Annotated in this window: 12 protein-coding genes; 8 read left to right on the top strand and 4 right to left on the bottom strand. The window is 64.5% G+C overall.

Annotation, left to right across the window (positions count from 1 at the left end; translation table 11 throughout):
• The first annotated feature begins 3 nt into the window (after positions 1-3).
• On the top strand, positions 4-675 hold the full coding sequence (locus tag ACJH6J_RS27380) for a class I SAM-dependent methyltransferase (RefSeq protein ID WP_244872787.1): 672 nt from the start codon (positions 4-6) through the stop codon (positions 673-675).
• An 8-nt stretch (positions 676-683) separates the two neighbouring features.
• Here the strand turns inward: ACJH6J_RS27380 and ACJH6J_RS27385 are convergent, their stop codons facing one another.
• The 3 genes from ACJH6J_RS27385 to ACJH6J_RS27395 all read right to left on the bottom strand — a co-directional run bounded on the left by ACJH6J_RS27385 (position 684) and on the right by ACJH6J_RS27395 (position 4221).
• On the bottom strand, positions 684-2537 hold the full coding sequence (locus ACJH6J_RS27385) for a putative bifunctional diguanylate cyclase/phosphodiesterase (protein ID WP_406776082.1): 1854 nt from the start codon (positions 2535-2537) through the stop codon (positions 684-686).
• A gap of 90 nt (positions 2538-2627) precedes the next feature.
• Positions 2628-3467 (bottom strand): ABC transporter permease, encoded by an 840-nt coding sequence (locus ACJH6J_RS27390; protein WP_406776083.1) that lies wholly within the window; start codon positions 3465-3467, stop codon positions 2628-2630.
• Positions 3468-3549: 82 nt separating this feature from the next.
• Positions 3550-4221: a TetR/AcrR family transcriptional regulator gene (locus ACJH6J_RS27395; protein ID WP_406776089.1), complete on the bottom strand. Its 672-nt coding sequence runs from the start codon at positions 4219-4221 to the stop codon at positions 3550-3552.
• A gap of 132 nt (positions 4222-4353) precedes the next feature.
• Between ACJH6J_RS27395 and ACJH6J_RS27400 the strand changes: the two genes are divergently transcribed.
• From ACJH6J_RS27400 to ACJH6J_RS27425, 6 genes are all read left to right on the top strand, one after another.
• Positions 4354-4725 carry a DUF732 domain-containing protein gene (locus ACJH6J_RS27400; RefSeq protein WP_406776084.1) on the top strand — a complete coding sequence of 124 codons (372 nt, stop codon included), beginning with the start codon at positions 4354-4356 and terminating at the stop codon, positions 4723-4725.
• Positions 4722-5189 (top strand): DUF5078 domain-containing protein, encoded by a 468-nt coding sequence (locus ACJH6J_RS27405; RefSeq protein WP_406776085.1) that lies wholly within the window; start codon positions 4722-4724, stop codon positions 5187-5189. The genes ACJH6J_RS27400 and ACJH6J_RS27405 overlap by 4 nt, the downstream gene beginning before the upstream one ends.
• A 241-nt stretch (positions 5190-5430) precedes the next feature.
• Positions 5431-5856, top strand: a complete 426-nt coding sequence (locus ACJH6J_RS27410) for an MmpS family transport accessory protein (protein WP_029105884.1) — start codon at positions 5431-5433, stop codon at positions 5854-5856.
• On the top strand, positions 5853-8750 hold the full coding sequence (locus tag ACJH6J_RS27415) for an RND family transporter (protein WP_406804828.1): 2898 nt from the start codon (positions 5853-5855) through the stop codon (positions 8748-8750). Before ACJH6J_RS27410 ends, ACJH6J_RS27415 begins: the two co-directional genes overlap by 4 nt.
• Before the next feature lie 178 nt (positions 8751-8928).
• Complete coding sequence (locus ACJH6J_RS27420) at positions 8929-9669, top strand: cutinase family protein (RefSeq protein ID WP_212806774.1); 741 nt, start codon at positions 8929-8931, stop codon at positions 9667-9669.
• Positions 9670-9794: 125 nt separating this feature from the next.
• Complete coding sequence (locus ACJH6J_RS27425; RefSeq protein ID WP_212806773.1) at positions 9795-10466, top strand: HAD family hydrolase; 672 nt, start codon at positions 9795-9797, stop codon at positions 10464-10466.
• A 34-nt stretch (positions 10467-10500) separates the two neighbouring features.
• Here ACJH6J_RS27425 and ACJH6J_RS27430 read toward each other — a convergent pair whose 3' ends face one another.
• Entirely contained in the window at positions 10501-11652 is a 1152-nt protein-coding gene (locus ACJH6J_RS27430; RefSeq protein ID WP_406776086.1) for a DUF2235 domain-containing protein, read from the bottom strand.
• 120 nt (positions 11653-11772) lie between these two features.
• Between ACJH6J_RS27430 and ACJH6J_RS27435 the strand changes: the two genes are divergently transcribed.
• A complete protein-coding gene (locus ACJH6J_RS27435) occupies positions 11773-12141 on the top strand; it encodes a hypothetical protein (RefSeq protein WP_406804829.1) in 369 nt (122 codons plus the stop codon).
• The last annotated feature ends 75 nt before the right edge of the window (positions 12142-12216 follow it).

The raw sequence follows: 12216 nt of genomic DNA on the forward strand, positions 1-12216 counted from the left end.
ACCATGAGCGAAGTGATGGACTGGGACGCCGCATACCGCCACGAAATCTTCATGGGACCGCCGCCATGGAACATCGGCGCACCGCAGCCGGAAATCCTCGCTCTCATCGACGCCGGCAAAGTCACCGGACCCGTCCTCGACGCCGGGTGCGGCGTGGGCGATGTCGCGCTCGCCCTGGCGGAGCGGGGCTTCGAGGTCACCGGCATCGACCTGTCGACGGTCGCGATCGAGCAGGCCGCTGCTGCGGCAGCCGACCGCGGCCTGACCACGGCCCGATTCCTGCAGGGCGATCTCCGCGATATCGGTGCCCTCGGCCTCACCCAGCAGTTCAACACCGTCATCGACTGCACCCTGTTCCACTCACTGCCCGTCGAAGCGCGCGACGACTACCTGCGGGGTATCCATGAGGCCGCCGCTGCTGGTGCCGTGCTGTACCTGCTGGTGTTCACCAAGGACGCGTTGCCTGCCGATTCGCCGTGCCCGATCCCGAACCAGGTGACCGAAGCCGAAGTCCGCGACGCCGTCGCGGCGCACTGGTCCGACGTGGCGACGCAGGCGTCGTTCGTGGCTGTCAAACTCCCCGACATCCCCGGGTTGCCGCCCCACAACTTCCCGGTCGACGACGCCGGCCGCGTGCACCTACCGGCATTGCTGCTGACCGCTCGGAAAGTCTGACCGGGCAATCACGGCGCCGGGGTGCGCAGCACCGGCGCCGCCAGGAGCTGCCCCATGGTGTCCGCGTCGACCGGACCGGACACCAGAAGCCCTTGCGCGCGACGGTAACCCATGGCGATGAGTTTTTGCGCCGCGGACTCGGTCTCCAGCCCGTCGGCGGTCAGTTCGAGCCCGAACGCGTCGGCCAGGAGAGCGATCGACTGGACGAACAAGGCGTTCTCGTCGTCATGGTCGAGCGTCTGGACAAACCCGCGGCCGACCTTCAACGAATCAATGGGCAGCTCTTTCAAACTGGGCAGAAAGCTGTACCCGGTGCCGAAGTTGTCCAACGCCAGCTGAACCCCGATCTGCTTCAGTTCCAACAGGATTTGGCCGCACAGTTGAGCCTCGGTGACCAACAGGTCCTCGGGCAGCTCCAAGCACAGCGAACCCGCCGGAACCTCGAACTGCGCGAGCGTCGCGGCGAGATGTTCGGTGAACCCGGCAGTCAGCACCTGGGCGGGTGACAGCTTCACCCGGAGCATCACGTTCTGGGCCAAACCCTCAGCTCGCCAACGTCGAAACTGCTCGCATGCCATCCGCAACACCTCGCGCCCCACAGCACCGCCGAAGTTGGTGGCCTCGGCCGTTGGCATGAACTCCTCACGCAGCAGTAGTCCGCGGGTCGGGTGATTCCATCGCACCACCGCTTCCATCGCCACGAGTTCGCCACTGCGCAAATCGACCTCGGGCTGGTAGTAGAGGAACAACGCGCCGTTGTCGATGCAGTCCTGCAGATGCACTTCGACGTCGGTCTGGAACGAGAACTGCGCCGCGAGTTCGTCGCTGAACGCGATCACGGTATTGCCACCCGCGGCCTTGGCGGCGGTCAACGCGTGCTCGGCATACCGGAGCAGGTCCGACACCGAATCGGCTCCTGGAATCCCCACGGCCACACCGATACTCACCCGGTGCCTGATGTACGACGAACCCAGCATCAGTCGCGCGGCCAGCGTCTCGCGCAGCCGTTCGGCGTAGGCCTGGGCATCGGCGAGTGATGTGGGCGCGTTGAGCACCGCGACGATCTCGTCCCCACCGAGGCGAGCCAAGAACGCCTCGCCGGCCGCGTACTCGCTCAACCGCTGGGTGAGCTCGACGAGAACCTGATCACCGGTCTCGTGGCCCAGCAGATCGTTGACGGCTTTGAGTTGGTCGGGGTCGATGTACAGCGCCGCGACAGGGGCAGGCTCACCCGATGCGAGTCGTTGATCGAGATGGTCGAGCAGGCTTCGGCGGTTGCGCAATCCGGTCAGGTCATCATGCTCGGCAAGGTGTTTGATCGATGCGAGTGTTTCCACCCGCACCTTGACGTGGGCGAACATCGTGGCGATGACCTTGAGCGCGGTGATCTCCTCGTCCAGCCATTGCCGGTCGCCGTATTTGATGAAGCCCAGTGTGCCGGTTGTGGTGAAGCAATCTGGTTCCGCCGTGTCGGTGACGTTCATCGGCACGGCAGCCATCGAGATGACCGGCACGGTGGTGCCTTCCTCGATGCGCTGCTGGAATTCGTCCGGCTCGGCCGCCGGCCGCAGGATCACCGGTTCTGCGACATGTTCGGCCATCGCGAAGACCGGATCGGCATCCTTGAAGTAGACGGTTCCGATCGGATCCGGGTCGGGGATATAGGTCCTGATCGGCCATTGAGCGATCAGGATCGTCGCGCCGATGGTGTGATCGTTGTGCCGCAGAAACGCCACATCCAAACCGAAATGCGCTGCCACGTCGGTCAGTGCCTGCTCGCTGGCGGCCACGTAGTTGTCCGCGTCGACGGCCATCAGGGTGCGCGTCACCCTGTCGACAAGCTCGTTGAGGGCTCTCAGCACGTCATCACCGTAACTAACGAACCGGTAAAACGGTGTACAGGTCGCTACGAGCCACCCCTGCAGGTCTCGGGCGCCGCTGAACCCGCCTGACTATGGTCCTGTTGTGGAGGGTTCCGGCCTGCCCGCCCCGAGTCTGCGGGCAAGAGCGACGACGGGGCCCGCGCTGCGAGGCGGCGCGATCGCGTCGTTCGACCGGGCGATCTTGCCTCGGACCACGAGTTCCCCGACGACTGCGACGCCGCAGACCTGCGCGAGCAAGAGTGAGACGAGTACCAGGACCTGAACCGCCGCCGCCTGTGCGGCCGAGCCGGTCGCCAGCAGCACCCCGACGAATGCGCCGGGAAGAGTGACGAGTCCGGCGGTGCGGGTTTGATCGAGGTTGGGCAGCAGGGCGTCCGACAGTGGCCGCTCGATGACCGACATCCGCGAGAAACGTTCTGACATACCGAGACCGAGAGCCGCTTCGACCTCGCCGGCGCGCTGCGTCAGCGCATCGAGTGCACGCCGCGCCGCCACCGCCGATGCGGTCATCGTTCCGCCCAGCACGATGCCGAACACCGGCACCACCGCGACACCGTTGAACGGCACCACACCGCTGAGTGTCAGTAGCGGAATCACCATGACCATGCCGGCGGCGAGGGCGACGGTCAGCCACCAGGCCCCGCGCTGTGCCTGACTGCGACGAGCGGCAGTGATCGAGGCGACGATGAACATCAGCAAGAGAACCAGCATCGACGACCACATCCGCTGCAATGCGACGGCGAGCACGGTCGATACCGCAGCCAGCTGAAGTGCTGCCCGCGCCGCGGCGCTCGGCGCCTCCCACACGGATCCGTTGAGCGCCAAGCGGTTCACCGCGGCCGCCACGACGGCCATCACGACGCAGACGATGATGAGCATGGGTGTCAGCAGAGGTTCGGCGCCGCGCATGTCTCGAGTTTCCCCGGCGGCACGTCCGGCCACCAGCCGCCTCAAAACAAAACCGCGACTGGTCTCTGTAGCCCGCGGGCCGCTACTCCTTGCTGAAGCACGATCCCGGCGGTGAGGTGGTCATGGCGATAGCGGCCTGGTCCTCGTCAAGGGCATCGACCGGCAGCGGGTCCTGTCCATCGCGAGCGCGCAGACCGTCGAGGAAGATGGCCACGTACCGACGCCACAGGTCGGCGTCGACGTGCCCGGCGAATTCACTGACCGTCCCTGCCAACAGGCCCAGGATCGGCATGTCACTTTCGGAGATGCCAGGGCGCAAATAGCCGTCATTTTGGGCCCGCTCAACAAGTTTCGCGAGCTTCGGGACCAGGCGGGTGCGCGCCGCTTCCACCCGGTTGCCCCCACCGCCCTTGCCGTACAGGATTTCCCGCAGGCCGCGATCGGTGGCCGTCTGCTGCCCCATCTGTTCGACGAACCACGTGAATCCTGCCCAAGAGTCCTCGAATTCCAATGCCGTGTCGGCCATGGCGGCGACCTCGTCGATCGCGTCCTCGAAGATGGCCTCGATCAGCTCGTCCTTGGTGGAGAACCGGCGATACACCGTGCCGACGCCGATTCCGCCGTGGTGCGCCACCTCGTTGAGTGTGGCGCTGAGGCCTTGTGTCGCGAACAGGTCGCGGGCCGCGTCGATCACGCGCTGCCGGTTGCGCACGGCATCCTTGCGCAACGGTCGATCTGTGGTCGGACGGGCCATCACCCCCGCAGTGTAATCCGGGACACCATGGCGGTAAGTGGATTGACTTCATCCACTTACCGGAATAGTTTCAGGCCGGACGCTGCGACCGGCTGGACGATCGTGGTGATCCGCGATCGGGAGGCGCGCCGCATGACACGACACCACCGGGCCGTACCTGTGTTGGCCGCCGCCGCTGTCGGAATCGTCGTGGCGGTGTCCGGTTCCGGACCTGCGCATGCCGATCCCGACACCGACTTCGCGAACCAGTTGCACACCTACGGCATCTACGGCCCGAAGGACTACAACGCCTGGCTGGGGAAGATCGCGTGCCAGCGGCTGAGTAACAACGTCGACCACGACGCTTATCAGTCGGCCAAGTTCGTCGCCACCAACCTGTCGCGGCAGAACGCCACTCAACAGAACTGGCAATTCCTCAGTGCCGCAATAGATTTCTATTGCCCGGGCAAACGGTCGGTGCTGGAAGCCGCCGCGCAGCGGCCGCAGACAGGAGCTCGCGCATGACGCTTCGATCGTTCCGTATCGGATTGGCCGCCGTGGTGGTCGGCCTGGCGGCGACCGCGCTGCCCCTTGCCGCGCCGGCCGGTGCCGACGCGACCGACGACTACCCGATCCCGCGCCGCATCATCACCACCACCTGCGATGCCGAGCAGTACCTACAGGCGGTGCGTGACACCAGCCCGGTGTACTACCAGCGCTACATGATCGACCGGAACAATCGCCCCGCCGATATCCAGCAGATGGCGCAGGACCGCATCCACTGGTTCTTCTCTCTGGACCCGGTCGGCCGCCGGCAGTACTCCGAGGACACCGCCACCAACGTCTACTACGAGCAGGTGGCCACCCACTGGGGCAACTGGGCCAAGATTTTCTTCAACAACAAGGGCGTGGTCGCCAAGGCGACCGACGTCTGCATGGGCTATCCCGCCGGCAACATGCAGGTCTGGGACTTCGCCTCCAACAGCTGAGTGATTTTCGTCTGAATTTCGCTGCTGACCAAGGGTTTTCCGGCGGGAATCAGATTTGCCTGCGCGTGGCAGGAATGCGGCGGGCCCGCGCCAGGTTGTAACGAAGACGACATTTAAATGGATGGACTCTATCCACTTTTTCCGTTAGGTTACCTAGCTAGATGTCCGGGGGCGCATCAACGGCGGTGTGCCTGCCCATGCCCGACGACCGCGCGGTCGGCAACTTCTGGAGAAGGCAGCGATGACAAGAGTGTTTCGGCGGGCATGGCTACCGCTCCTGGTGATCGTCGCGGTCGCCGGCGGCGTGGTGATCGTGTCGAATGTGCGACAGGTGTTCGGGTCGAATCCCGTCGTGATCACCGAGAAGAGCTCGGACAACGCCGAGGACTTCAACCCCAAGTTCGTCAAGTACGAGATCTACGGCACGGGTAGCACGGCCACCATCAACTACATGGACCTCGAAGGCAAGCCGCAGCGCGCCGCGGGGGTGTCTTTGCCGTGGACGTTGACGCTGTCGACCACCTTGCCTTCTGTACAGCCCAACATCCTGGCCCAGGGCGACGGCAACAGCATCAGCTGCCGGGTCAGTGTGGATGACGTGGTCAAAGAAGAGAGGACCGCCACCGGTATGAACGCCGAAACCTTCTGCTTTGTGAAGGCCGCATGAGCGCGCCGGCCGACGAGGCCCAGACCGACGCCATCCCGGTGGCGGAGAACAAGGGGCACAAGGGGATACCGCGGTTCATCCGCCGGTTCGCGGTGCTCATCATCCTGGCGTGGATCGGGGTCATCGCCGCGCTGAACACCGTCGTCCCGCAACTCGAGGAAGTCGGCAAGCTGCGCGCGGTGTCCATGAGCCCGAATGACGCGCCCTCGATGATCGCCACCAAAAGTGTCGGCAAGGTGTTCGACGAGTACACCACCAGCAGTTCGGTGATGATCGTTCTCGAAGGCGATCGTCCGCTGGGGGCCGACGCGCACGCGTTCTACGACAAGATGGTCAGCGATCTGCGCGCCGACACCACCCACGTGCAGCACGTCCAGGACTTCTGGGGCGACACGCTGACCGCCAAGGGCGCTCAGAGTCGCGACGGCAAAGCGGCCTACGTGCAGGTCTACATCGCCGGCGACCAGGGTGAGACGCTGGCCAACGAGTCGGTCGCCGCGGTGCGCCACATCGCCACCGAAAGCCCTGCTCCGCCAGGGGTGAAGGCCTACGTGACCGGTCCGGCGGCGACCAGCACCGATCAGAACGTCGTCGGCGACAAGAGCATGGAGCTCATCGAACTGGTGACCTTCGGCGTCATCGCGGTCATGCTGCTCTTGGTCTACCGATCCGTCATCGCGACCTTGCTCGTGCTGGTGATGGTGGTGCTCGAACTCTCCGGGGCGCGCGGTCTGGTGGCATTTCTGGGCTACCACAACGTTTTTGGGCTGACCACCTTCGCCACCAACCTGCTGGTGACGCTGGCGATCGCCGCCGCGACGGACTACGTCATCTTCCTGATCGGGCGTTATCAGGAAGCGCGACGTGTCGGCGAGGACCGAGAATCGGCCTACTACACCATGTTTCACGGCACCGCGCATGTGGTGCTGGCCTCGGGCCTGACCATTGCCGGCGCCACCTTGTGCCTGCACTTCACACGGTTGCCGTACTTCCAGACCATGGGCTTCCCGCTGGCCATCGGCATGGTGATGGTGGTTGCGATGGCGCTGACCCTGGGGCCCGCGGTGATCTCGGTCGCAACCCGCTTCCGCCGGGTCCTCGAGCCCCGAAAGAACACGCGCACCGCCGGCTGGCATCGGGTCGGCACCGCGACGGTGCGCTGGCCCGGTGCCATCCTGGTCGGCGCCGTGGTGGCGGCACTGGTGGGCCTGATCGCGCTGCCGGGCTATCACACCATCTACGACGACCGGATCTACCTGCCCAAGGACATCCCCGCCAACGTCGGCTATGACGCTGCGTTCCGGCACTTTTCGCAGGCGAAGATGAATCCGGATCTGATGATGGTCGAGTCCGATCACGATATGCGGAACCCGGCGGACTTCCTGGTGATCGACAAGATCGCCAAGGCGCTCAAGAACGTGCACGGAATTGCCCAGGTGCAGACCATCACCCGACCTGACGGTGACCCGATCAAGCACTCGACGATCCCGTACACGGTCGGACAGAGCGGCTCCACGCAGCTCATGAACAACGACTACATGCAGACCAACCTGGACAATCTGCTCTCGCAGGCCGACGATCTGCAGAACAGCATCGACGCCATGACCGAGATGATGAGCGTCCAGAAAGATCTGGCGGCGGTCTCGCAGCGCATGGCCGACAAGATGAAGACCACCTCGGATGACATGGGTGACACTCGAGATCACCTGTCCGACTTCGATGATTTCTTCCGGCCCATGCGCAACTACTTCTACTGGGAGCCGCACTGCTTCGACATCCCGGTGTGCTGGTCCATGCGGTCGGTCTTCGAGAGCATCGACGGCATCAGCCTGATGTCCGATGACTTCCAGGCCATCGTTCCCGACATGCAGCGCATGGCCGACCTCATGCCCAAGATGGTCGCGACGATGCCGAAGCAGATCGCGTCGATGAAGCACCAGAAGCAGGTGCTGCTGAACCAGTACCAGATGCAGAAGGCGCAGCAGGACCAGACCATCGCGATGCAGAAGACCGGCACCGCAATGAGCGAGGCGTTCGACGCGGCCAAGAACGACGATTCGTTCTACCTGCCGCCGGAAGCCTTCGAGACCGCAGATTTCCAGCGCGGCCTCAAGCTGTTCATGTCGCCGGACGGCCATGCGGTGCGGTTCACCATCATTCACCAGGGCAACCCGTTGACGCAGGAGGGCACCTCGCGCATCGAACCGCTTAAGGTCGCCGCGGCCGACGCGATCAAGGGCACGCCCCTCGAGGGCTCCTCGATCTACCTCGGCGGTAGCGCAGCCATGTACAACGACATGCAGATCGGTGCCGATTACGACCTGATGATCGTCGCGGCTGCGGCGCTGATCCTGATCTTCATCATCATGTTGGTCCTCACCCGTGCGGTCGTCGCATCGGCGGTGATCGTCGGCACCGTGGTACTCAGCCTGGCCTCGGCCTTCGGTCTGTCGGTACTGCTGTGGCAGCACATCGTGGGTATTCCGTTGCACTGGATGGTGTTGCCGATGTCGGTCATCGTGCTGCTGGCGGTGGGTGCGGACTACAACCTGCTGCTGGTCTCCCGGATCAAGGAAGAGATCCACGCCGGGCTGAACACCGGCATCATCCGCGCCATGGTGGGCACCGGTTCGGTGGTCACCTCGGCGGGCCTGGTGTTCGCCTTCACCATGATGTCCATGTCGGTCAGCAAGCTGATCATCATCGGCCAGGTCGGCACGACCATCGGTCTGGGTCTGCTGTTCGACACCCTCGTGGTGCGGTCACTGATGACGCCGTCGATCGCCAGCCTGCTCGGACGCTGGTTCTGGTGGCCGCAGCGCGTGCGTCAGCGCCCGATTCCGCAGCCGTGGCCGAAGCCGATCCCACGCGAATCCGACATGGCGTCCGTCTGATGCAGTTGATGAGTTCGGCTTCACGACAGTCGATTTCGCGGCGCCGACCGTCATGCGCGTGAGGTGGATCACCTGCGGTGGGTGGTTTGACCAATCCAGATCGGGTAGACAGTAAATGGGAGAACCGGGGCCAGTGTCTGTCCCGTTACGGGTTTCAGGTCGAGTTGGGGCGGTCTAGATGAACCGAAATAATCGATGGGTTACTGCCTGTGCGGCAGTCGTCTTGTCAAGCGCGGGCGTTGCCGCAGGCGTCGCCGGGTCCGGCAGTGCCGCTGCGGAGGCGTGCCCGGACGTACAGGTGGTATTCGCCCGTGGCACCTTCGAGCCCGCCGGTGTGGGTGGTGTCGGGCAGGCGTTCGTGGATGCGCTCCGCGCCCGGACGCCGGGGAAGTCGGTGGACGTCTACGCCGTCAATTACCCTGCGTCCCTTGATTTCGCGACCGCCGCCGACGGCGTGATCGACGCGAAGAACAAGGTCATGGCGACCGCGAGCGCCTGCCCGAACACCAAGGTCGTGCTCGGTGGCTACTCGCAGGGCGCGGCGGTCGCGGCGTACATCACCGAGGACAGCGTGCCGCAGGGCTTCACGTTGCCGCCCGGGCTGAGCGGGCCGATGCCGGCTTCGGTGGCCGATCGCGTGGCCGGGGTGGTCCTCTTCGGAAAGCCGTCCAGCGGCTTCCTGCAGATGATCTACACCGGCGCGCCGCCGATCACCGTCGGTCCGCGCTACGTCGGCAAGACCGATGACATCTGCATCCCGGAGGATCCGGTGTGCTCGCCGACCGGCGGCGACCAGGGTGCCCACGGTGCATACCAGGCGCGGGGGCTCACCGACAGCGCCGCGGACTACGTGGCGAGCCGGGTCGGGGGCACGGCCAAGCCGGCGCAACCGACAGCTCAGGCTGCCGGGGTCAACTAGTCAACCGGCGTAATCGCGGTACTACCACGGCGATTCGCGGACCGGCGGCCGTCGGGTAAGACGTGCGTCGACGCCGATCATCCGGGTTGGCGTAGGACGCGCTGATCGGGGGTACTCCCGAGGGTATGACGGCACACCCAGCAGTCTTGTTCGACGTCGACGGCACGTTGGTGGATACGAACTATCTGCACGTACATGCGTGGCTGCGCGCATTCGCCGACGAAGACCTGTTGGTGCAGGCATGGCGCGTGCACCGGTGCATCGGAATGGATGGGACGTCGCTGGTCCACGACTTGTGTCCCGATGTGTCCGATGAAACCGAGGAACGACTCAAGAAGCTGCACAGCCGCTACTACCGCGAGTCCGCGGGACTGATGCGGCCGTTGCCGGGCGCACGCGAGCTCTTGCACGGAGTCGCTGATCGGGGTCTGCAGGTCGTCCTGGCCACGTCGGCGCCTGAGGACGAGCTGGAGCTGACGCGCGGGGTCCTCGACTGTGACGACGTGGTCTCGGCGGTCACCATGTCCGGCGACGTGGATACGGCCAAGCCTGAGCCCGACATCATCGAGGTGGCACTCGACAAGGCCGGCGTCGGTCCGGCGCAGGCGGTGTTTGTGGGGGACGCGGTCTGGGACGCGCAGGCATGTGCGCGGGCGGGGGTCACGTCGATCGGTCTCCTGACCGGTGGAGTGGGCGGCGATGAATTACGTGCCGCCGGAATGGCTGAGGTCTTCGATGGCCCCGGCGCACTGCTGGCCCATCTGCGTGAGAGCGCCATCGGAGCCTTGCTCGGCTGAGCGACGTCGCGGCGAGACACGCCTGCGGTCAGGATTATTCGGGCGGTTCGATCGGAGGTCGCCACCCTGTCGGCACCCCGATCTTCTCCGTGTTGTGCGGGCCGCCGATGTAAGCGACGAGATTTTTCGGTTCGTAGTAGTGCGGCTTCACTTCATGGAGTTCGAGCGCGGTCGAGGCGATGGCTTCGCGGTCCCAGTCAGTCGCGCCGATCGGACGGATATAGGGCGGGATGAGCCGATAGAACAAGGTGCGTGAGTTCTGCGGAAGTTGCAGTGGGTCCGGATGCACCGAGGTGCGGTCGGCCCTGGTCGCAGTCGGATTCGGTGGTGGGGCGTACGCGCACTCCCGATACTCGAAGGCGCCGGGCTCGAAGTGCAGGCCGTACTCCTGTGCACGCCCCACCATCCACGGCAGGGTGATGTCGCTGAGACCGGGCGGGTCGTAGCCGCCACCGATGTCGCAGTGCACACCGGCGAACCACACCTGCTCGACGCGCTGGGTCTCGGGTGCGTCCGATGCCTGCTCCCAGACCGCGGGCCGGAAGGGCCCTCGCTTCTCGTCGATCGCCAGCGCCTGAAACGCACCGTGGACCTTGGTGCTCAGCGCCGTGTCGTGAAACTGGAAGCGCCGGTTGAAGAAGTTGACCAGGCGCAGCCCGTTCAGCGGGATGCCGAGCGCGCCGACGGTGTCCCAGACGCCGATGAAGTGGATGTCCGGGTCGTGCGAGTACGAGCTGCGGAACAGGGTCGCCTCGATGCTCCGGGGGTGGCTCGTGCTGCTGCGCCCGCGATAGAAGCTGTACGCCTCGCCGATCTTGTCGGCGTACTCGCGACGCAGGATTCCGCAATTGCGGACAAACCCGGCGGTGCTGCGGGCGGTGAAGGCGCCTCGGCTGAAGCCGAAAAAGAACAGTTCGTCGCCGGGGTCGTAGTTTTCGACCAGGAAGTGGTACGTGTCGCGGACATCGCGGGCCAGCCCGAGGCCGAAGGCACCTCCGCGGATTCGTTCGTACCGGCTGGTCCCAACGCCGCGGTGGTAGAACATGCGCTGCTCGCGGTCCTTCAGGTCGCGAGGTGCAATCGCCAATGCGAGTTTGGTGACGTTGGTCGGGCTGGGCGTCCCACGGGTGTGTTGGTCGGGGGTGTTCCAGGTGCCATCGCAGCACACCACCAGTCGTTTGGACATCCGTCGCTCCTTCCTCGGAGATCAGGCTCAGGTCCAGAGATTGACGAAAAGAATGCTCATCGATATCGGTGCGTCGCGGGTGCCTCCCGCTCTTTCTCGCAAAAACGATAGCCTTTTGGGGTGCCGATTCTGGTCGATCGCACAAAACAGTCCGTGTTCGTGCCCGAGCGCATCAAATTCTGCCGGTCGATACTGCGCCAGGTACACAACAGCAATCTCAATTATTGCTTCACCAACAATATTCACACCATTTTCAGCGGGGTTCCGGCGCAAGCCGCGAATTTGATCTTGAATCGGGCGGGCGACACGGACGGGTCATCCGATAGTTGCGTGAACTGCGTGTTAGGGGCCGGTTTCCGGAATCGGGCGGGGTGTGGTGAAAGTCGTAATCGATCGCCGGCACCGCTCGCGATTGTCCGCATTATTGCGAAACGACGCCCTGGTAGGCAAACGCTGCATTACCTCGGCCACGTCAAATTTCTGAAGTGAATCCGGCTCTTCACAGATGAGGGTGTAGAGGTGGTTGGCGCGTCGTTGCCGGGATAGAGGTCGAGGTCTCTCGAA

Origin of the sequence: Mycobacterium sp. SMC-18 (genome assembly GCF_045310895.1) — a bacterium.
GTDB lineage: Bacteria > Actinomycetota > Actinomycetes > Mycobacteriales > Mycobacteriaceae > Mycobacterium.

What these genes read in the sequence shown, in the direction of transcription:
- ACJH6J_RS27425 (WP_212806773.1), top strand. Translation starts at nt 9,795, where the DNA reads ATGACGGCACACCCAGCAGTCTTGTTCGACGTCGACGGCACGTTGGTG.
- ACJH6J_RS27420 (WP_212806774.1), top strand. Translation starts at nt 8,929, where the DNA reads ATGAACCGAAATAATCGATGGGTTACTGCCTGTGCGGCAGTCGTCTTG.
- ACJH6J_RS27400 (WP_406776084.1), top strand. Translation starts at nt 4,354, where the DNA reads ATGACACGACACCACCGGGCCGTACCTGTGTTGGCCGCCGCCGCTGTC.
- ACJH6J_RS27410 (WP_029105884.1), top strand. Translation starts at nt 5,431, where the DNA reads ATGACAAGAGTGTTTCGGCGGGCATGGCTACCGCTCCTGGTGATCGTC.
- ACJH6J_RS27405 (WP_406776085.1), top strand. Translation starts at nt 4,722, where the DNA reads ATGACGCTTCGATCGTTCCGTATCGGATTGGCCGCCGTGGTGGTCGGC.
- ACJH6J_RS27380 (WP_244872787.1), top strand. Translation starts at nt 4, where the DNA reads ATGAGCGAAGTGATGGACTGGGACGCCGCATACCGCCACGAAATCTTC.
- ACJH6J_RS27430 (WP_406776086.1), bottom strand. Translation starts at nt 11,652, where the DNA reads ATGTCCAAACGACTGGTGGTGTGCTGCGATGGCACCTGGAACACCCCC.
- ACJH6J_RS27395 (WP_406776089.1), bottom strand. Translation starts at nt 4,221, where the DNA reads ATGGCCCGTCCGACCACAGATCGACCGTTGCGCAAGGATGCCGTGCGC.
- ACJH6J_RS27390 (WP_406776083.1), bottom strand. Translation starts at nt 3,467, where the DNA reads ATGCGCGGCGCCGAACCTCTGCTGACACCCATGCTCATCATCGTCTGC.
- ACJH6J_RS27415 (WP_406804828.1), top strand. Translation starts at nt 5,853, where the DNA reads ATGAGCGCGCCGGCCGACGAGGCCCAGACCGACGCCATCCCGGTGGCG.